The sequence below is a fragment of the Paenibacillus sp. GD4 genome (assembly GCF_030846225.1).
In the GTDB taxonomy this organism is placed as follows: Bacteria; Bacillota; Bacilli; order Paenibacillales; family NBRC-103111; genus Paenibacillus_G; species Paenibacillus_G silviterrae.
Genome location: NZ_JAVCYK010000002.1, coordinates 120,531 through 140,586 on the forward strand (window position 1 = coordinate 120,531; position 20,056 = coordinate 140,586).

Here is a 20,056-nt window from a genome sequence, read left to right on the forward strand (position 1 = left end):
AGGTTTACCATGCACACCCCATCTATTCGTACCGGGCCTCGCCGTCGCTTATCGTTCGATGAAGATTGGTCTTTCCGTCTTACGGATATCCCCGAAGCCTCGGCCCCTCAGTTTGACGATTCAAGCTGGAGAATGCTGGATCTACCGCACGACTGGAGCATCGAATGCGACTATCATCCGGACAATCCGACCGGTAAATTCGGCGCTTATTTGCCGGGGGGAATCGGCTGGTACCGCAAAACGTTCCTGCTGACTCCGGGGCTTCAGGACAAAAGGCTGTACCTCGAATTCGAAGGCGTGTACATGAATAGCGACGTCTATATAAACGGCCATCATTTGGGCCGCCGCCCGTATGGATATTTGGGATTCGAGTACGATCTGACGCCATACCTTGTGCCGGACCGCAACGTCATCTCGGTTCGTGTCGATAACTCGCTCAGCCCTAGCTCACGCTGGTATACCGGAGCGGGAATTTATCGCCATACCTGGCTCACCGTAACCGAGGATGTGCACGTCGCTCATTGGGGCACCTATATCACAACGCCGCAAGTCGACGAACGACATGCGGCCGTATCGGTCCGAACGGAAATTGTCAACCGTTCGGACCGGGCCCGCACCTTAACGCTGGTGTCGCGGTTTCTGAACCCGGAGGGCCTAGGTGTGGCTGAAGCCAGCTCGGAATTTACGGTCGAAGCGGGTGCCGTCCTGCCGGTACAACAGTCCGTGACGGTAACCAACCCGGCTTTGTGGTCGCCGGAACACCCAGATTTGTACTCCCTGCAAAGCGAAATTCGGGAGAACGGTCATCGCATCGACGATTATATCACCACCTTCGGCATACGTTATTTTGAGTTTTCTGCGGAAGCCGGCTTCAAGCTAAACGGAGTATCCATGCTGCTTCAAGGAGTCTGCTTGCACGACGACGGCGGGCCGGTCGGGGCGGCCGTGCCGGAGAAGCTTTGGGAGAAGCGGCTCCGCATGCTGAAGGAGATGGGCTGCAACGCCGTGAGAACGTCCCACAATCCGTTTGAGCCGGCCTTTTACGACCTGTGTGACGCTATCGGACTAATGGTCATCGATGAGGCGTTTGACGGCTGGAATACTCCCAAAATTCCATATGACTACTCGTTATACTTTGATGAGTGGTGGGAAAAGGATCTTGGCGATATGATTCGCCGGGACCGCAACCATCCGTCTATCATGATGTGGAGCATCGGGAACGAAATCAGGGAGCAGAAGGTAGAGACTACGGTCATGCTTCAGGATTTCGTACACCGGCTTGAACCGACTCGTCCAGTCACCTGCGGCATAAACTTCGTAGGGGAAGCAATGGATGAAAACCGCGGCGTACTGGATATCGCCGGATATAACGATGGAGGCGGTGCCTGCTTTGTATATGAGTCGGATCATCTCAACTACCCGGACCGGGTCATGCTGGCTACAGAAGCGCCGCATACGCTGCATACACGCGGGTTTTATCGTACCCAAACGTGGTGGAGGGACAAAGACCAACCCAGGATCGAGATCCCGAACTTGACAGAAGAGGAACTATTCACTAATGCGTCAATACATTACAGCTCATCGTATGACAACTGCGGTGTTCGAGCTTCCGCACGCCATTCTTGGGATTTTGTGAAAAAATATCCGTATCTGGTGGGCGAATTCCGCTGGACCGGTTTCGATTATTTAGGGGAGACGCGGCAGTATCCGGCGCGGAGTAACAGCGCGGGGGTTATCGACCTGGCTAACTTTCCGAAGGATCATTACTACTTCTACCAGAGCCAGTTTACGACGAAGCCGATGGTTCATCTGCTTCCGCATTGGACCCATCCGGGAATGGAAGGCAAGGTTATTCCGGTGTGGGTCTATACGAACTGCGAAGAAGCCGAGCTGATCGTTAACGGTTGTTCCCTCGGAAGGAAACCGATGGGCGAAGATATGTACATTTCGTGGGATGTCGGCTACGTGCCGGGTTCCATCGAAGCGATCGCTTATCGTGACGGGCATGCTGCTGCGCGAAAGCGGTTCGAGACCGCGGACCGTCCGGCTGCAATCAAGCTGAGTACGGACACGACCGATCTGAATACGGATGGTCGGGATTTGGCACAGGTATCGTTTGAAATTGTGGACAGCAAGGGACGACTTGTCCCATACGGCGACAATACCGTACATTTGGCGTCGACCGGACCGGTCGAGTTCCTAGGCTCCGAGAACGGAGACATCATCGATGTGACGCCTGCGAAATCACCCTCGCGGGCAGCCTTTTTCGGACTTGGAATGGGGCTCTATCGCTCTACCCTGGAGAGCGGGGATATTGAAATTACGGCAGCGGCCATTGTCGGCGAACGGATTTTCCTGAACGAGACGACGGTGTCCATATCGGTGGACAGCATTGCGCTTCGGGGCGCGCTTTCCGCTAAATCCTATGACATCTACTACACTACGGACGGCACCAAGCCGACCGCGGCATCTGCTGTATATGAAGGGTCTCTTCATATTGATGAATCCTGCACAGTTCGTGCCGTCGTGGTCGATCGAGATAGGGTTGTGTTTGAATTGGAGACGACATTTGTCAAAGGGGAGCAGGCTGCCGCCGTAGATACGTCTCACGGCAACCGGCGCGAGTACATCCCGCCGTTTCGTGACCGTCCGCAATCGCCTAAGGTATGCGGCGTATGGCTAGGTAACGGGACGCGCTTCCTATTGATGAATAATGGCGACGTATTCCTTTTTCACGGATCTCCGAAAGCAGAGCTTGCCGGAACATGGTGGTACGAACTCAGCGAGGGATCGGAGGATGCAGGGCGAGGAGAAATTCGCTGGGCGGACGGCACGGTTCAACCACTCGCTTTGGAATCCGGGGAAGGCCGGCGATTGCTGATGCTGTCGCAGGACAACGAACCGATTCACTTGGCGAGATGGAAAGGAGATATTACCCGCTAATGCGGCCGCTGCCATCCGAAATCCGGATGACAGCCCTAAGTGGCAGTTAATATTAGGAAGCCGAGATAACGGGGAACGGAAAATTTCGGATACTTTTGCTGGAGGCTGCATAATTGAACAATCATACGCAAGATCGGCCGAATATATTATGGATTTCATTGGAGGACACAAGCCCGCGATTCGGATGTTACGGGGATCGATTAGCAAGGACGCCCAATATCGATAGACTTGCTGCCGAAGGGATGAGATTTCCTTTAGCCTTTGCAACTGCCGGAGTATGCGCTCCCAGCCGTTCGGCTATCATCACGGGAATGTACCAGACCTCAATCGGCACCCATCATATGAGAACGACCCATACGGAGACTTGCGCTCCCGAACTGCCGACGCCTTATCATGCGGTAGTTCCACATTACGTCAAGACGTTTACCGAATATTTGCGGGCAGCCGGGTATTATTGCACAAATAACAAAAAAACCGATTACCAATTTGAAGCGCCGGTAACGGCATGGGATGAACTTGGCGATGATGCTCATTGGCGTAATCGGGAGGAAGGGCAGCCGTTTTTCTCCGTGTTTAACCCGATCTTGACCCATGAAAGCGCAATGTGGCCGGAGAAAGAAAGACATGCGCTGGAAACCGATCCCGAGGAAGTGACGCTGCCGCCGTATCTTCCGAATACGAGAAAATCCCGTGAGGCACTTGCTCGACATTACGACAATATCGCAGATTCGGATCAAATTGTCGGCCGGCTTCTGGGGCAGCTGGAGGAAGACGGATTAGCCGATAATACGATCGTCTTCTTATGGAGCGATCATGGCGAAGGACTTCCCCGAGCGAAGCGTTGGCCGTACGATGCGGGTATCCGTGTTCCGCTTATTGTATGCTGGCCCGGGCGGATCCGCCCGCAAACCGTCTCGGATCAATTGGTAAGCCTAATCGACTTGGGGCCGACAGTGCTGTCGTTGGCTGGCCTGGAGGTGCCTTGCCATATGCAGGGTCAACCGTTTCTGGGCGATCATGCAAGGCAAAGAGACTACATTTATGCAACGCGGGACCGGTATGATCAAGCCTATGATATGATTCGCGCCGTTCGAAATACAAGATACAAATATATCCGGCATTATGATCCCAATCAGCCCTACTTGATATGGATCTCTTATAATAATCAGCATCCGATCCAACAGGAGATGTGGCGCCTTCATTTGGAAGGTAAGCTGGAAGGCGTACAAAACATCATGTTTGGAAAAAGACCGGTTGAGGAATTGTATGATACGGTGAGTGACCCGTTCGAGTTGAATAACCTGGCGACTGATCCCGGCCATAGGGATCAGCTGCTAGAGCTGCGGCACGCTTTGGACGAATGGCGCAAGCAATATGACGAATATGGGGATATGTCTGAGGAGCAAATGGTCGAACGCTTCTGGCCAGGCGGCTTCCAGCCTCATACTGCAGCACCTATATTCGTGCCGATAACCGCAGAATGCCCGGGAATCGAAGCGACAACGGAAGGAGGCACTTTCCGTGGGCCTCTCATGATTCAGCTCTATTGCTCAACACAAGGCGCTTCCATTGCCTATACGACCGAGAGCGGCGAGAAAGCCCGGTGGAAGCTCTACACCGGACCTATTCGTTGTAACGCAGGATCGACGACTGTCAGGGTGAAGGCTTGTCGTATCGGCTACAAGACCAGCGAGGAAAGAGCGGCGACGTTTACGGTTACCGAGTAATTCCTTCCTTATGTGAGCCTTTCGAAGCCTTTCGAAGCGGAACATGAATCAAACGAAAAACGGCCTGTCCTTGCCGAAGCATGACGGGCCGTTTTTTTTTTCGACATAATGGAAGCGCTACTGCCTAAGCATGGGGATCGGGCAGGTCACGATCGGTTATAGGGATCGTGCCCGCGGAATTGGCTTGGGGATACTCCGTAACGGGTTCGGAACGTCCGGCAAAAGTACGGATAGCTTTGAAAGCCGGCATATTCAGCTATATCCTCCAGCTTCATTCCGCCGATCATAATGCGCTGCGTTGCAATGGACAGACGCACCTCCAGCACGTAGGACATAATCGTTTGTCCGAAGGATTGCTTGAACAGCTGGGATGCGGTAGAAACGCTGACGTTGTGATGTGCTGCAATGTGCGGTAATGTTAGAGGCTTTGTCGCATGTCTTTCGATATACGTCTTGATTTGGTAAGAAATATAAGTGCGGCTCCGGGGCGATATGGCTTTACTGTCCTTCAGCAGACGACCCAGAGACAGAAAGAATAATTTCAGCAACGTTTCCAGCATCTCGGAATTGTTCTCATGCACGTTCCTCTTCTCCATGATGAGCTTTCTCCATATAAAGAGAAGACCTTCGTCCAGCTCAATATTCGCTACATCAGGTAGGCTTGATTCTTCCCACCATTGCTTTATCCAAGGACCGTCGCAGATCAAATAGTAATCCGCGCTGTCAATCGGCTGATCGACTCCTCCGATGTCCAGCACATAGCCCTGATTCGGAATGGAAAATACCATATCGCCAGGCCCCAAATCGTATTCCTTCCCGCGAATGGAAACCCGGCATTTGCCTTTAATCTGAAGCCGAACCAGGTAGCAGTGGCGATTGAGCGAGCTTTTGTCATTAATGAAGGGCTTGGTATGCCGAGCGTAGTCAACGGCGATTACCGACAACGAATGACCTATCATGTCCATCACCTCAATGGCCGAATTTTCCTTACCGAATGAAAATCTGCGAAATAAGTCAAGTGCTCGGAATCCTGTGTATGTTGGGAACGGTTGAACGTACTTATAATCATTAGTATAACGATAGAATAGGGGGCAACACAATTGAAAAAATGGATAACCTCCGGAATATCCTCCATGCTGGCACTCTCTCTTGTAACCGCTTGCGGATATGACGGGGCAGCGCCAGGCAGTCCGTCTGATCAAGGAAGCTCGGCTGTAAACATGGACAAACCGATGACAATTACCATTGCAGTGCCTCCCTTTGCCGATAATGAATATGAGACGATCCTTAGCAAGGCGGCGAAAATGAAATTTCCCCAGGTGACTTTGGAAAAGGTTGCGCTTGGCCCTGGCGGCGATTACGAGGTAACGGTGCTGGCCAAAGGAATGAAGCCGGATATCATGATTGTCGGACTTGGCAGCAGCTTTCTCATTCCGCTAAGGGACACGGGAATCGCCTTCGATCATTCCGAATTGTCTAAGGCGAATCAAGTCGATCTTGGTCTCCTCGAGCCGGTTCGGATGGATTTGGCGCAGCATGTGGACGGAAATCCGGATGTAACGGCGATCCCTTATGCTCTGGATACGGCGGCCTTGTACTACAATAAGGATATATTCGACCGCTTCGGCGTTCCTTATCCGAAGGATAATATGACATGGGATCAAGTCTATGAGCTTGCGAGAGTCTTGACGAGAACGGAGGACGGCGTTCAATACCGCGGATTGGAGCCGGATATGATAGACCGGGTATCGGGACAAACGGGCCTAACCATCGTGGATCCCAAAACGAACAAAGCTTCCGTAAACACGGAGGGCTGGAATCGGCTCTTTACGATGATGAAGCAAATTTACGATATTCCAGGCAATAACCAGTTGAAGTGGGCGGCAGCGGCACGTGAGTCATTTTCCAAAACGAAAGACTTGGCGATGCACGCCGGGCTCGGTCCGGACGGGTACGACTCTGCTCACGGATTGAATTGGGATTTGGTCACTTATCCCGTAACGAAGGAGGCGCCTACAACAAGTTTGGCACTCGGTGGACGCGCATTCTCGGTGACATCATTAAGCACGCAGAAGGAAGAGGCGTTCCAATTGGTCAAATTATGGTTGTCCGAGGACGTTCAAAAGCAGCTGTCGGCTATTGGCAGAGCGCCCGCATTGAATTCTCCCGAAGCAAGAAAGCAATTCGGTACGGGTCTCCCCGGGTTTAAAGGCAAACACTTGGACGCACTGTTCATGCTGCAGGCCGCCAAATCGCCGAGCGTTTCCAAGTATGAGGCGGAAGGGGCCAAACAGCTTCGCAGCGCTTTTCAGAACATGATCAAGCAAAACTTGGATGTCAATACGGCCCTTCGCCAAGCGGAGGAACAAATCAATAAAGCCGTTGAACAATTGGCGAAATAACCGAGGTGCAATGAAGGGCGGCCGGTTGCGGCTGAAACCGCGCAAGCCGAAAGACAGAATGCTTCAGAGAGACGAGGCGTATATCGGCGTATCGTTTCTTTGGAGAAGAGGGCATTCAAATCATTTGAATTACATTTAAAAATATTGAATATCATGTGATGAGGAGACGGTTCCATGACGAAACTAACCATGCTGAACGCAATGGCAAGTCCCGATTTTATCCAATCACTGGATACTCAGGCGGCTTGGGGGATCGAAGTTCTTGATTTGAAGGACCGTATATGGGGGAAGTCGTTGCTTGAGCTATCGGAAGAAGATGCGGAAAGAGCAGCCCTGGCCATCAAGGAAAGAGAGCTCACTGTCCATTGCATGTCAACGAGCTTGTTCCATGACGATCTGGAGCGCGGGGAGAACTATTTCCGGGACACTCACCTCTCGCAAATCGAACAAACGATCAAGATCGCCCGTATTCTTCGCCCAACGGTCATCCGCCTGTTGTCTCCTAAGATAGAACGTATCGGCACCCTTACGGACAGCATCGGGCGCATGAAGAGTGAGTTCGCCTGGTTTTTCCCGATGCTGCGGGATGCGGTCGATCGACTTAGTGATGAGGGATTTGGGGTGACTATCGAGAATGAATGTGAGCGCAATATTTTCTCCCATCCGCAGGAAATCATAGAATTCTTTGAAATCCTGAATCGCCCCGATTCCGTCTATTTTACCTATGATGTACAAAATTTATGGCAGATGGGCACCTTTCCGACGCTAGACGTATACCGGACATTAAAGCCGTTGATAGGCTACTTTCATCTTAAAGGGGGCCGGGCCGGGGAAGACGGTCGTCTCCTGTGGAAATCAACGCTTGAGGACGCCTCTTGGCCGGTGGCTGAGATGACGCTGGAGGTTGTACGGGACGGAGTCAGTCCGGTCATCTGCCTGAACCCATCACACGGAGGTAAACTGGAGTGCTACGACTACAGCCGGATGTTTCAGCGTGATCTTGATTATATCCGGTCTGTGATTCTAGGGGAATGACATAGTGACGAAAGCGAGGGGCACCTGTTGACTTATCAACGCGATGCGGATAAAAAGCTGAAGGTAGCGGTAGTCGGTTTAGGCTCACACAGCTACCGTAACATTTTGCCGGCGCTGACCTATCTTCCGGTGGAGCTCGTCGCCGTTTGTGACTTGAATGGCGAACTGGCAGCCTTAACGGCAAAGCAATACGGCCAATGCGCCTGGTACACCGAAACGAAGTATATGTATGAGAAAGAGCAGTTGGACGCCGTTTTCCTAGTCGTTTCCCCTTACAAGCATCCTGAGCTTGCGATCGAAGCGTTTCATGCAGGTGTGAACGTGTGGATGGAAAAACCGGCGGCTATCCGTGTTCACGAGGTTGAAGCCATGCTTGAGAACAGGAAACAAACAAGGGCTATGGTGGGCTTCAAGAAAGTGTTTATGCCGTCCGCTGAGAAAGCGATGGAGGTATGCCGGATACCGGAGTTCGGGAAACTGAACTCGATGTTAGCGTCGTATCCCATGTGTATGCCGAAGAACGGGAGGGAGGTGCTGGAGCATCGGCGGTTCCAAAACTGGCTAGGTAACGGCTGTCACCCGTTGTCCCTGATGATGGCCGTCGGCGGCACCGTATCGGCCGTAACCACGCATGTCGGGGCGAATGGATATGGCTGCGTACTCCTTGACTTTGCAAACGGGGTGACAGGAACCTTACAGCTTGCCTCCGGGCCTCAGCCCATAGAATTTTACCATTTCTACGGGAGCAATTGGCACCTTGGCATTGATAACTGCTTGAAGGTAACGCTTCAGCGGGGCATTCCATTCGAATACGGCAAGACTACCAGCTACGTACCGGCTGGTCTGGAGTCCGGCGCTATCGTTTGGGAGCCGCAAAACTGTATGGCAACACTCGAAAATAAAGCGTTGTTCACCCAAGGAGTTTATGGCGAGCTGCATTACTTCTGCCGTTGCCTGTTGGATGATAAACCAGTGGAGAGAGGGTCGCTGGAATTTACACTCGAACTAATGAAAGTTTACGAGGCCGCGCTAATTTCAAACGGAGCGACCATTGAAATCCAATAAGTACAAGGTGAAAAATGCATGGTTGGTGTCAAACGGCCATCCATTTATACCATATCTTATTCATCAAAAAAAGGGAGGATAAGCAAGGTATGATGATCAGACGTGTATCAAAGAAAATGACAGCTATCATTCTGTCTTCAATGATGGCTGTGACGATGGGGCTGACCCCAGTAAGCGCCAAAGTGGTTCTACCGACTCACCGGGACGCGCAGACTTTTAGCTACGACGGCTTAACGAAAGACAATTATCTCCAAAAGCTGGCTGAAAGAGGGGTGGATGTGACAAGCGGTAAGGAATTTATCCCCATTCCATGGGGTTCGCTTCCCGGGCAGCCGCCGACTCCGTATGCACCTGTCACTGAGGGCATCGATATTAGCCCCCACCCTGAGCTGGGAAATCAGACCCTGGCTAAGCTCGGGATCCTCGACGTAACGGCGGGACCGTTCCATGTCGATAACACCGGGACGACAGATGTGACAGAACTATTGCAAAGCGCACTCGACTATGGCAAGAAACATCAACTGGCCGTATTTTTGCCCTCCGGGACTTATCTGGTGTCCGATACTTTACTGCTCCAAACGGGAATTTCAGCACGTACCAAAAACTTTATAGACACCATAGCTAACAAAAATGAAATGCCTACCGTGCTGCTCGGTTCTCGACTAGGAAACGGCACCACCATCAAATTGAAGGACAATGCGGCTACCTTTGATGATCCGCTGAATGCGAAGGCGGTTTTGCATTATTATCAGCCTGAAATCACGACAAACAAGAACACCAAGGAAGTCACGATTGAATGGGGCGGCAAGCATGCTGCCGATAAAGAAGGCAATATTACGATCGACCATATTAACGTCGTGACCGGTAATAACCCGGGAGCCATCGGCATTCACGCGGCAACGGCCCAGGGCGGTGTCATCAGCGATGTGAACATTAATGCTACCGGCGGTCTGGTCGGCATCATGGGCGGAGCGGGGAATGGGGGCAGCTGGACCAATATCACCGTAACCGGCGGGAAGTTCGGTTATGATTCCAGACTAACTACCATCTTACTTCAATCCATTCAAAATATGACGCTGCAGAACCAGACTCATGCAGCATGGCTCGCAGGCAACGGAGGCTCCGCTACCGTTACGGGCTTGAAAATTATAGCCGACTATGAAGGGCCTGCGATCATCAAAGGATACAGGGGGCAGCCTTTTTTCGGTTCGCAGAGTATCATTGACGCCGAGATCACCTATACCCGTTCCTACAATGGACCTGCTATTGCAGGCTCAACGGAAAATACCAAAGCGATCGATAATGTCGCCTGGCCAAACAATAACGTAGTCAGCAGCGCCGAAGTACCGGCTCTTTCAAGCTACTTGCCCAAAGGCTTATATCTGAATAATGTATACTTCAAAAATGTTTCCAAAGTGATTGATGCTTCCGATTTCAACGCCCAGGTGGATGCCAATCCGGACGGATGGTTCCATGTCAAAGAATTTGCGTATGGCAAAGATGAATCTTGGACGAATGCAGGCGCAACGGCGCCGAAAGTGAATTGGAAGAACGTTGTATACATCGATAAAGTCAATCAGGGAAATACATATCTTGGCTCGACAGCCCATGATATCGCCCCGCCTTCGGATTTGCAGGTGAGGCACGGATGGCTGCCGGGACAAATTCCGAGCTTTGAAACACCGGGTCTTGTCGATGTAAAGGCAGTATACGGTGTGACAGGGGACGGAAAAACCGACGACACCGCAGCACTCCAGGCGGCCATTGATGCAAATGAGTACGTATTCCTCCCTAAGGGCTACTACAGAATCACCGACACATTAAAGCTGAAACCAAATACCAAGCTGTTCGGTCTCGCTTCGGCCTATTCTTATATCATAACCGATGTATTCGATATTCCGAATTGGGGCTCCGGTCCAAAGCCGATGGTGGAGACAGCGGACGATAAGAACGCCTACACCGTGATCAGCGATATCACGATCACGCCTACCAAGGAGGTACCAAGCACCTTCGAGGGCAGCTATCCGCTTTATTCCATCAAGTGGCAATCCGGCAGCAGCTCGATCATGCGCACCGTCCAGATTGAGCCGACCCGTACCTACGGCTTTATCGGCTCGGATAATGCTGCGGCATACGGAATGAAAACGTCTCTTTATGAATATCCTACGCTGCTGATTACCGGGAATGGCGGAGGTAAAATTTATAACGTGTATAACCAGCTCTTCCTGGCAGCTCTTGTACCATCCGCTATGAGAGTAATGGCTGTCCGGGGGACGACGAGCCCGCTGTCTATTTACGCTGCGAACTGGGAGTATATTAAGAGCAGCGCGACAATAGAAGTCAGCAATAGCCAGAATGTTACCTTGTACGGGAACAAAACCGAGGATAACAACACCTATCTGGATATTAGCGATTCCAACAACGTCAGGGTCTTCGGACATAGTGGCAGCGGCGGCGCCGCTTACCAGTACTCGAACGATATTACAGCGAATATTAACAACACAACAATTCCGAACCCTATCGATCCGAATAAAAAAGGTGTATTTTACAAGGCGACCAACTCGACGAATTTGCTGATTACGAACTTGAACGATCAGGTTACGGTCAGAAATAATGCAAAAAACGGCTTAAATTTAGTCCAAGCGCGATATGACCTGTTCTGGCCGATTAAGGTAGATTCCGACCCGGTACCATCCGATACAAGACCTGTCATGTATAAGCTGGGTACACCGTCAGACGGCTTCTATGATGAAACCACGGCACCAATCTGGACTAACGGCAATTTGACAGCATCGAATGTCACCGGCAGCGGGGTAACTTTATCTTGGAGCGGAGCCTCCGATAATGTAGGGGTATCAGGCTACAAGGTGCTTCAAAATGGTGTGGAGCTGGGTACCGTAGTTGCAACGACCTATGGAGGTACTTATCATGTAAACGGACTGACCGCCAATATTCCATATACCTTCCGGATTGAGGCTAGAGATGCGGCCGGTAACTGGAGCACGAGCGGTCCTAGTCGCACGGTATTTGTCGATACCCTTGCACCGGCGTGGACCAATGCAAATTTGACGTCATCGAATGTAACGGGCAACGGCGTAAGCCTAGCATGGAGCGGGGCCTCCGATAATGTAGGGGTAACAGGTTATAAGGTGCTTCAAAATGGTGTGGAGCTGGCTACCGTAGTTGGAACAACCTATGGAGGTACCTATGATGTAACGGGACTGACCGCCAATACTTCATATACCTTCCAGATTGAAGCCGGAGATGCGGCCGGTAACTGGAGCACTAACGGTCCGAGTAAAATCGTAATGATTGATACCCTCGCACCGGTATGGACCAATGGAAGCTTGACCCCAACCCATGTCGATCAGACTAGCGTGACACTGAACTGGAGCGGGGCAAGCGACAATGCAGGGATTGCCGGCTATAAAGTCTACCAAGGAACTACGCTGATAGCTGCTTTGGACAATGTTACCAGCTACAAGATTCCGTCACTGGATGTCCGCACGGGTTATACCTTTACCGTTCAGGCAGGGGATGCTTCGGGTAATTGGAGCACATCCGGGCCGTCGGTCACGGTCACGACCTTATCCGTTGGCGGCGGCAACAACAGGGACGGCGATAAGGAAAAAGACAATAATAAGGACAAGGAAAAGGAAAAGTACAATAACGGCAACAACGGTAACGGTAACAAGTAAACGAAAGCCTCTGAAAAATTCCACTTAAATCAGGTGCAGTCTCCTTTCTATAGGGTAAGGAGACTGCATCTTTTCCTTTATAAGCGGGTGTCGTGGGACCATGAGGGAATCAGAAGGAGGGATGATCTGAAGTTGAATTAACAATCGTAAATTGTATTGACATTCAACTATGTTGAACTATAATTAATATGGGTGAAAGAAATAAGGAGGATCTACGATGGCGACAATAACCGATTTACGGAAGCAGCAGCATGTATTGGATATGGAATGGGGGAAGATTCAATGGCTGTGCGGACAGGAAATCGATCCCGATTGTGAGATGACCTTCGGTATGGTGTACATCAATGCGGGGGATACGAACCCAAGGCATATTCATCCGAACTGCGAAGAGTACATCTTCGTGCTTTCCGGGGAGTGCAATCATACGTTAGGAGACGAAACGTTCCATCTGGAGCCGGGGATGATGCTGCGGATCCCGCGCGGCGTACCACACAACGCCACGGTGACTAGCTGGGAGCCCTGCCGCATGATGATTATGTACTCGGCTCCGGATCGCCAAACAATCGGTGAATAGACTGCTCTTATTCTATGTAAAGGATGATAACCTATGGCTAAGAAAGCGCTATTGATCGGAGCCTTGGATACCAAGGGCGCTGAATTCGCATTTGTCAAAGACATCCTTATGCAAGCCGGCGTAGAGACGCTGGTGATCAATACGGGAATTCTGGAAGAACCGGCCTTTACCCCTGATATTTCAAGCGCCGAGGTTGCTGCTGAGGGTGGAGCTTCGCTTGACGAGCTGCGGGAAAAAGGATCGAGGCAAAGCGGTTGCGGCAATGACGGCGGGCACTGCGCAGATCGTCAAACGATTGGTAGCGGAGGAGGAGGTCGGAGCGCTGTTTGGCATGGGGGGCACTGCCGGCACTACAGTAAGCGCTTCCGCAATGCAGGCGTCGCCCGTCGGTATTCCGAAGCTGCTTGTGTCCACGATAGCCTCCGGTAATACTAGGCCGTACGTGGGCGAGAAAGATATCATGATGATGTACTCGGTCATCGACATCGCGGGCCTCAACTCCTTGTCGATGAGGATACTGAGCAACGCGGCTTATGCGCTGATCGGCATGATCCGGGGCCGACAAGGGGAAAAGGCGGCGGCCATGCAGAAAGCGAAACCGATGCTCGGCATGACGATGTTCGGGGTCACGACACCCTGCTGTACGAAGGTGAGGGAGGCGCTTGAGGCGAAGGGCTTCGAAATTCTCGTGTTCCACGCAACAGGCGCTGGCGGTATGGCCATGGAGGAATTGATCCGAGCCGGCTTTATTCAAGGCGTACTCGACATCACAACGACAGAGCTGGCTGACGATTTGGTCGGGGGCGTCTTCAGCGCCGGGCCGGACCGGCTCCTGGCAGCAGCCGAGAGAGGCATCCCTCAGGTTGTGTCCGTCGGAGCGCTCGATATGGTTAACTTCGGACCACCGGGAACGGTACCGGCTCAGTTCCAGGGACGGACGTTCTACCAGCACAATCCGACGACCACACTGATGCGGACAACGGTAGAGGAGAACCGGGAGCTGGGAAGACGATTGGCCCGGAAACTGAACCTTAATGCCGGTCGTACCATCGTCTTATTTCCGCACGGCGGCGTTTCTCTGCTCGATATGAGCGGCAAGGCGTTCGACGGGATCGAGGAACGTAAGGCGCTTTTTGAAGGGTTAAGGTCGGAGCTCGATCCGGCCATTCCTTTAATCGAAACACAGGACGATCTAAACCATCCAGCGGTAGCCGATACGATCGCCTCGCAATTTTTAACTTTATACGATAAATAAGTGGGTGATGAGAATGCCAATTTCCAGAACGGATGCGATTGCGCGATTACGCGAGCAGATCGATCGGAACAAGCCGATCATCGGCGGGGGAGCCGGAACCGGCTTGTCTGCGAAATGCGCGGAAGCGGGCGGCATCGATCTGATTATTATTTACAACTCGGGACGGTACCGGATGGCCGGTCGCGGCTCCCTCGCCGGCCTGATGCCCTACGGCGACGCCAATCAGATCGTCGTCGAAATGGGCAGCGAGGTATTAACCATCGTGGAGGACACACCAGTGCTTGCCGGGGTATGCGGCACCGATCCGTTCCGGCGGATGGACGTATTTTTGCCGGAGCTGAAGCGGATGGGATTCTCCGGCGTTCAGAACTTCCCCACAGTGGGCTTGTGCGATGGCGTGTTCCGTCAAAATCTGGAGGAAACCGGCATGGGCTACGACCTTGAGGTGGATATGATCCGCAAGGCGCATGAGCTCGATATGCTGACCTCCCCGTACGTGTTCAATGAGGAGGACGCACGCAAAATGGCTGAGGCCGGCGCGGACATTCTCGTCGCCCATGTCGGGCTTACCACGAAAGGCAGCATAGGGGCGCATACGGCACTGACGCTGGATGAAGCGGCCGAGCTTGTGCAGCGCATCCATGACGCGGGTAAGGCGGTCAACCCGGACGTCATTGTCCTCTGCCATGGCGGGCCGATCTCTGAGCCGGAGGATGCCGCCTATGTGCTGCAGCGGACCCGCGGAGTCGCCGGATTCTTCGGTGCATCCAGCATCGAGCGGCTGCCGACCGAGGTTGCGATCAGCGGCCAAGTGCGGTCCTTCAAATCGATTTCAATATGAATGAAATCCGGATTCGGGGTACAGGGTATCCGCTTGTGCGGAACATTGGATTTACGCATACCCAGGAAGGCTGGACACATCCCGACCGTCTGCTTGATTATCACGTGTTCATCTATGTCATCCATGGGCAGATGCAGGTCGTTGAGGACGGGACGGAATATATTTTACGGGAAGGCGACGCATTGTTCCTGAAACGGGGAATTCATCATTGGGGCGGTGCCGGGACGCTGCCGGGAACCTCGACATTCTGGATTCATTTTTATGATTCGCATCCGACTTCGGAGGACTTAATGGAAGCGGGGATAGGGGACCTGGAGAACTGGCTCATGTCACCTTCCTATACGGTATTTATGCCGGAGCATTACGACTTCACTCTGGAGCTCCCGAAACGGACACAAGTCCGGAACTTACCCTACATGTATCGCAAAATCAAAGAGCTGTACGACGCGTACAGCTCTTCCCGATACTACAATCATCTTCACATCACTATGGGCACGATGGATATTTTTCTCGATATGCTTCGTGCATCGCGGGAGACGCCGACGGGCAGTAAGTCGGATCTCCTCATTCGGCGACTGATCAGACATTTAGAGGAGAATTGTACGGAGGAACTCGAAACCGACCGGATCGCCGGCCAGTTTCAGTTGAATTACCGTTATATAAGCACGATGTTCAAGGCTCGCGTAGGCACGAGCATCTTCAAGTACCATGAACGTTTACGGATTCACCACGCGGCGGAGCTGCTCAAGAACACCTTGCTCAATATCTCGGAGGTCAGCGATCGAGTCGGTTTCAAGAGTCCTTATTATTTTAGCAGAGTATTTAAGAAGGTAATGGGCGAAGCGCCATCCGAATACATTCGGAACATTTACCGCAATTAGCCGCTTCAGCCGAAGCCGTCATTCAAAGGACGGGATCATCACTTCTTTCCCGCCGTTCATGGCGGATTCATGCGCGCAAATGCCGGCGGCCGTCCAATTGGCCGCAGTAACGGCGTCGATCGAAGGCTTGCGCTCCTCAACGATACTGCGGATAAATTCGTGTACCAGATGCGGGTGCGAGCCGTGGTGACCGTTGCCCTGCAGCACCGATTGGTGAGGATTGTTCGGGTCCACTTCCGCCTGATGCGTGATGTAGTAGGCAAGCTCCGGTGGCAGCAGGTCGGGTCTGGACGGCGGGGAGATTCGCTCGATGCTGATCGGTCTCGGCTTGCCGGGCTCCTTCAAGCCCATTCGGAACAGCACTTGGGGATCATTCTCCATATGCCATTCCATGGAGGCTTTCTCGCCGTAGATATTGAAGCTTTCCATATAGCTTCTTGCCGTCTCGAACAACGTGCGGGTGACCTCAGCGCTCAATCTGTCCCGATCAAGCTGAAAAATTGCTGTTTCGACCGGGAATGGGTTTCCGTATTGCTGAACGTGCGACTCCTTCATCACACCGGATCCGAAGCAGTGTACCTTCGTTGCGCGGGCTTCCGCAATGGCGAGCAGAGGAGAGACGGCATGGGTGGCGTAATGCATCGGCGGGAGACCTTTCCAATACTCGGGCCAATTCTCCATGTCCTGGTAATGGGCACCGCGAAGAAACTGAATGCGTCCGAACTCACCGTTCGCCTGCATCTGTTTGGCCAGAAGGAATTGGTACGTATAAACGGCCGTCTCCATCATCATATAGTTTCGGTTATTGCGCTTCTGCGCCTCGACGATTTGCTTCAACTCTTCAATGGATGTAGCCATCGGCACGGTACAAGCGCAATGCTTGCCGGAATTAAGCACATCCAGTGTTTGCTGCGCATGCGCATGAATCGGCGTGACGAGGTGAACCGCGTCATACTCGTCGGAACGGAGAATATCCGCAAGATCAGTGTATCTTCGCTCGAATCCGAATTTCTCGCCGTATTGATCCAGCTTCTCGCGGTCCGAATCGCAGATCGCTACGTACTCAACGTCCGGATGAGCGTGATAGATGGGAGCGAACGCTCCGCCGAACCGTAAGCCGACAACGGCGACGCGCAATTTTCGAGGTAATGGGGTGGACATATGTTTCATCTCCTTCGTGAATAAAGTTCTCGTTTCTATTATCATGGAATAAGAGAGGTATGTGAATGAAGAAAACCTCAGAAAAGCTGTACTTTGTTCAGATAAGTGCTGCTCCGCATTGGCGGGGAAACAAATTCATATTAAGATCGGAGTGTCTGTGATGGCGCGAAAGCTGAAATTTATCCATGTCGGTACCGGAGGCTTCGGATCCAACTGGTGCAAGAACGTGCTGCCCTATGCCGTAAATGAATTGCAGGCTGCGGAGCTTGTTGCTGCTGTGGATATCAATCCGGAGGCTCATACCAATGTCATTGAAGCCTTAAACTTTGATCCCAAGCAGTGTTATACGGACCTACGGCAGGCGCTGCAGGAGAATCCGTGTGATTTCGTCAATATTGTAGTACCTCCATTTGCTCATGAGTACGCGGTCGACTTGGCACTCGAATTCAACTGCCATATCTTGATGGAGAAGCCCATTGCCGAAGATATGGAGTCGAGCTGCAGAGTTTATCATAAGGTGAAGCAATCCGGGAAAAAGATGGCGATCAGCATGAGTCACCGTTACGACCAGGACAAAAAATCGCTGGAGGCTTTAATCAAATCCGGAGATTACGGCAAGCTACATTACTTGATCGGGCGGTTTACCGCGAATAACCGGCATGCTGTGAACAACCTGAAGGAATACGCGCATCAAAACTTTTTAATCTCCTCGGTGATTCATCACTTTGATATTATTCGGACACTATCCGGAGCTAATGCCAAAACCGTCTATACTCAGTCATGGAACCCCGATTGGGCGCCGTTCAAGGAGCATGCGACAGCGCTGATTCAAATGGAAATGGAGAATGGGGTACGCGCCTTTTTTGAAGGCTCCAAGACGAATGCCACTGCTCTGAACAACTGGACCCGCGATTACTTCCGGGCGGAATGCGAGCTGGCGACGCTTGAGCTGAACCACCGGGAAATTACACTGCGCAGCGACCTCGATCCGGCACAGAAAATCAACCGGCCCGTTCCGCTGTTAGAGGGAGATAGCTGGAGCCACCGGCTTATCATGAAAGAATTTATGGAATGGGTGCAGGGCGGGCCGGAGCCGGCTAACAGCATTGACGACAACATTCAAAGCACAGGATTGCAATTTGCGGCCATTCAAAGCGGCTTGACAAAGCAAATTGTGGATGTTCAGGCATTTCTGGCGGAGCATCTGCACCGGACGGCCGTCCGATAGAACGGCAGACAGGCTTGGGGCGAAACCCAAGCCTGTTTACTGCAATAAATATGCTACAATATGGAGGATGTTTCCAAAGTGAATCGGATTCCGAATGAAATGGTAGATGACATTATTTGGAACCGTTAAATAGGAGGGAAAATAGCAAATGACCGAAGATTTGCAACGGCTCAAATCACTTTTTACCGGCTGCTTGAGTGTGGCGGAAACGGAGGAAGGTGTTGCCCCGGTTCGGTTTACGGAACGGCAGCTAGGCGTATATGCACAGAAAGAAGCGCAGAGTCTGCGGAGCCGTTGTCTGGCAGGATGCCGGCTGGAGATGCGGACCGATAGCGAATATATTCGCTTTGATTACGTCAGGAAAGGAGGTGCCCGGAAATATTTGTATTTCGATATTTGGGTGGATGGCAGATGGGTGGCGGAAATCGGAGAAGACAACCCGGAGCAGCCGGAAGGCTCGTTCAGCTATGAGATAATCGGGAACAGAGTCGGAATGAAACAAATTTGCATCGATCTGCCGCATAATGCGGAAATTGTATTCCATTCGTTTCAATTGTCGCCGAACGCCCTGTGCGAGCCTATCGGTCAAGCACATGGCGGCTTGTTATGTCTCGGAGACTCAATCACACAAGGAATGGATGCCAAACATCCGTCCAGCACGTATCCGGCACTTCTGGCGCGAGCGCTCGAAATGCCGCTGCTCAATCAAGGCGTTGGAGGGTACATATTCAACGCCGACAGTTTGGACGAGAATTTGCCTTTTAAGCCACAAATCGTGACCGTTGCTTACGGGACGAATGATTGGGTCCGCTATGAAACGATGGCTCAATTTCGTTACCAATGTTCCGCATACATCGATGCCGTCAGCCGGCACTATTCCTATGCCCGCATATTCGTCATGACACCTATATGGCGCAGCATCAGAAATGAAAGAAAGCCGCTCGGCACTTTCGATGAGCTTGTCCAAACGATAAAGGAGATTTGTGCCGATCACCCTTCCATCCATGTAATCGACGGGGAAAGCCTTGTCGCTCATTGCGGGAGACTATTTGCCGACGGCACTCATCCTACCGATGAGGGATTCGCTCATATGGCATTGAATTTATACAAACAAATCCATAATACGTTGTAATCCTCTATATGATAAACGGAAGCATTCTATGTTGTGGCCTTTCGGGCAACTGTGTAGAATGCTTTCATTTTTTTGCGCGTTGCGTTGACAACAAAAAAGGAGCCCGATTCTTCA

The 20,056-nt window shown here is 51.9% G+C and carries 13 protein-coding genes and 1 pseudogene; 12 read left to right on the forward strand and 2 right to left on the reverse strand.

All coding sequences use genetic code 11. From position 1 onward, the window contains the following. The first annotated feature begins 9 nt into the window (after positions 1 to 9). Both RAC89_RS23895 and RAC89_RS23900 read left to right on the forward strand, forming a co-directional pair. Positions 10 to 2,943 carry a glycoside hydrolase family 2 TIM barrel-domain containing protein gene (locus RAC89_RS23895; protein WP_306616257.1) on the forward strand — a complete coding sequence of 978 codons (2,934 nt, stop codon included), beginning with the start codon at positions 10 to 12 and terminating at the stop codon, positions 2,941 to 2,943. Positions 2,944 to 3,056: 113 nt separating this feature from the next. Further along, positions 3,057 to 4,670, forward strand: coding sequence for a sulfatase family protein (locus RAC89_RS23900; protein ID WP_306616258.1), 1,614 nt, complete (start codon positions 3,057 to 3,059; stop codon positions 4,668 to 4,670). 146 nt (positions 4,671 to 4,816) lie between these two features. On the opposite strand, the gene RAC89_RS23905 is transcribed toward RAC89_RS23900, so the two are convergent. Then, positions 4,817 to 5,629 (reverse strand): AraC family transcriptional regulator, encoded by an 813-nt coding sequence (locus tag RAC89_RS23905; RefSeq protein ID WP_306616259.1) that lies wholly within the window; start codon positions 5,627 to 5,629, stop codon positions 4,817 to 4,819. Positions 5,630 to 5,770: 141 nt separating this feature from the next. Between RAC89_RS23905 and RAC89_RS23910 the strand changes: the two genes are divergently transcribed. The 8 genes and pseudogenes from RAC89_RS23910 (at position 5,771) to RAC89_RS23945 (ending at position 16,421) form a co-directional block, all read left to right on the forward strand. After that, positions 5,771 to 7,072, forward strand: a complete 1,302-nt coding sequence (locus tag RAC89_RS23910; RefSeq protein WP_306616260.1) for an ABC transporter substrate-binding protein — start codon at positions 5,771 to 5,773, stop codon at positions 7,070 to 7,072. 174 nt (positions 7,073 to 7,246) lie between these two features. Next, positions 7,247 to 8,107, forward strand: a complete 861-nt coding sequence (locus RAC89_RS23915; RefSeq protein ID WP_306616261.1) for a TIM barrel protein — start codon at positions 7,247 to 7,249, stop codon at positions 8,105 to 8,107. 27 nt (positions 8,108 to 8,134) lie between these two features. Further along, positions 8,135 to 9,172, forward strand: coding sequence for a Gfo/Idh/MocA family protein (locus tag RAC89_RS23920; RefSeq protein WP_306616262.1), 1,038 nt, complete (start codon positions 8,135 to 8,137; stop codon positions 9,170 to 9,172). An 89-nt stretch (positions 9,173 to 9,261) separates the two neighbouring features. Beyond that, positions 9,262 to 12,870, forward strand: a complete 3,609-nt coding sequence (locus tag RAC89_RS23925; RefSeq protein WP_306616263.1) for a fibronectin type III domain-containing protein — start codon at positions 9,262 to 9,264, stop codon at positions 12,868 to 12,870. A gap of 217 nt (positions 12,871 to 13,087) precedes the next feature. Further along, positions 13,088 to 13,444, forward strand: a complete 357-nt coding sequence (locus tag RAC89_RS23930) for a cupin domain-containing protein (RefSeq protein ID WP_284645448.1) — start codon at positions 13,088 to 13,090, stop codon at positions 13,442 to 13,444. A 33-nt stretch (positions 13,445 to 13,477) separates the two neighbouring features. Next, a pseudogene (locus tag RAC89_RS23935) lies at positions 13,478 to 14,699 on the forward strand (Tm-1-like ATP-binding domain-containing protein). A 13-nt stretch (positions 14,700 to 14,712) separates the two neighbouring features. Continuing rightward, positions 14,713 to 15,540 carry a phosphoenolpyruvate hydrolase family protein gene (locus RAC89_RS23940; protein WP_306616264.1) on the forward strand — a complete coding sequence of 276 codons (828 nt, stop codon included), beginning with the start codon at positions 14,713 to 14,715 and terminating at the stop codon, positions 15,538 to 15,540. Continuing rightward, on the forward strand, positions 15,537 to 16,421 hold the full coding sequence (locus tag RAC89_RS23945) for an AraC family transcriptional regulator (RefSeq protein ID WP_306616265.1): 885 nt from the start codon (positions 15,537 to 15,539) through the stop codon (positions 16,419 to 16,421). Before RAC89_RS23940 ends, RAC89_RS23945 begins: the two co-directional genes overlap by 4 nt. Before the next feature lie 18 nt (positions 16,422 to 16,439). On the opposite strand, the gene RAC89_RS23950 is transcribed toward RAC89_RS23945, so the two are convergent. Further along, entirely contained in the window at positions 16,440 to 17,582 is a 1,143-nt protein-coding gene (locus RAC89_RS23950) for a Gfo/Idh/MocA family protein (protein WP_306616266.1), read from the reverse strand. Positions 17,583 to 17,742: 160 nt separating this feature from the next. Here RAC89_RS23950 and RAC89_RS23955 point away from each other — a divergent pair, with 160 nt between their 5' ends. Then, positions 17,743 to 18,810 (forward strand): Gfo/Idh/MocA family protein, encoded by a 1,068-nt coding sequence (locus RAC89_RS23955; protein WP_306616267.1) that lies wholly within the window; start codon positions 17,743 to 17,745, stop codon positions 18,808 to 18,810. Between the two features lie 148 nt (positions 18,811 to 18,958). Then, on the forward strand, positions 18,959 to 19,942 hold the full coding sequence (locus RAC89_RS23960) for an SGNH/GDSL hydrolase family protein (RefSeq protein ID WP_306616268.1): 984 nt from the start codon (positions 18,959 to 18,961) through the stop codon (positions 19,940 to 19,942). Positions 19,943 to 20,056: the final 114 nt, after the last annotated feature.

Coding starts and splice junctions, on each gene's coding strand:
- RAC89_RS23895 (WP_306616257.1), top strand. CDS start 10: ATGCACACCCCATCTATTCGTACCGGGCCTCGCCGTCGCTTATCGTTC.
- RAC89_RS23905 (WP_306616259.1), bottom strand. CDS start 5,629: ATGATAGGTCATTCGTTGTCGGTAATCGCCGTTGACTACGCTCGGCAT.
- RAC89_RS23915 (WP_306616261.1), top strand. CDS start 7,247: ATGACGAAACTAACCATGCTGAACGCAATGGCAAGTCCCGATTTTATC.
- RAC89_RS23925 (WP_306616263.1), top strand. CDS start 9,262: ATGATGATCAGACGTGTATCAAAGAAAATGACAGCTATCATTCTGTCT.
- RAC89_RS23930 (WP_284645448.1), top strand. CDS start 13,088: ATGGCGACAATAACCGATTTACGGAAGCAGCAGCATGTATTGGATATG.
- RAC89_RS23940 (WP_306616264.1), top strand. CDS start 14,713: ATGCCAATTTCCAGAACGGATGCGATTGCGCGATTACGCGAGCAGATC.
- RAC89_RS23945 (WP_306616265.1), top strand. CDS start 15,537: ATGAATGAAATCCGGATTCGGGGTACAGGGTATCCGCTTGTGCGGAAC.
- RAC89_RS23950 (WP_306616266.1), bottom strand. CDS start 17,582: ATGTCCACCCCATTACCTCGAAAATTGCGCGTCGCCGTTGTCGGCTTA.
- RAC89_RS23955 (WP_306616267.1), top strand. CDS start 17,743: ATGGCGCGAAAGCTGAAATTTATCCATGTCGGTACCGGAGGCTTCGGA.
- RAC89_RS23960 (WP_306616268.1), top strand. CDS start 18,959: ATGACCGAAGATTTGCAACGGCTCAAATCACTTTTTACCGGCTGCTTG.